The following is a 342-nucleotide window of genomic DNA, read 5'->3' as shown; positions in this document are numbered from 1 at the left end:
TTGCAACGGTGCGTTCCCTGATATGGGAGTTGCGTTCAACACCGCGGTCGGAGCTGTGTTCATCGGTGTTTCGTCCACTTGAATGGTTATGGTGGTAGCGTCCTGAAGTCCCTCAGCATCGGTGACTGTCAGCGTAACGTTATAGGAACCCGCATTTGCGAAGGTATGGGAAGGATTGGCCAGGTTAGAGCTGTTTCCATCATCAAAGTCCCAACTGTAATCGGTCACCGCCACATCATCAGTTGACTGGTCCCCTGTGAAATCCACCTGCAACGGTGCTTTCCCTGATATGGGAGTTGCGTTCAACACCGCGGTCGGAGCTGCGTTCATCGGTGTTTCGTC

The 342-nt window shown here is 53.2% G+C and carries 1 protein-coding gene; it reads right to left on the bottom strand.

From position 1 onward, the window contains the following. On the bottom strand, positions 1–330 hold a 330-nt coding region (locus M3P19_RS16875; RefSeq protein ID WP_249658872.1), incomplete at its 3' end, for a PKD domain-containing protein. Positions 331–342 lie beyond the last annotated feature (12 nt).

The sequence above is a fragment of the Flagellimonas spongiicola genome (assembly GCF_023502425.1).
GTDB lineage: Bacteria > Bacteroidota > Bacteroidia > Flavobacteriales > Flavobacteriaceae > Flagellimonas > Flagellimonas spongiicola.
Note: the sequence above shows the minus strand (reverse complement) of the source record. Positions and strands in the feature narration are given on the sequence as shown.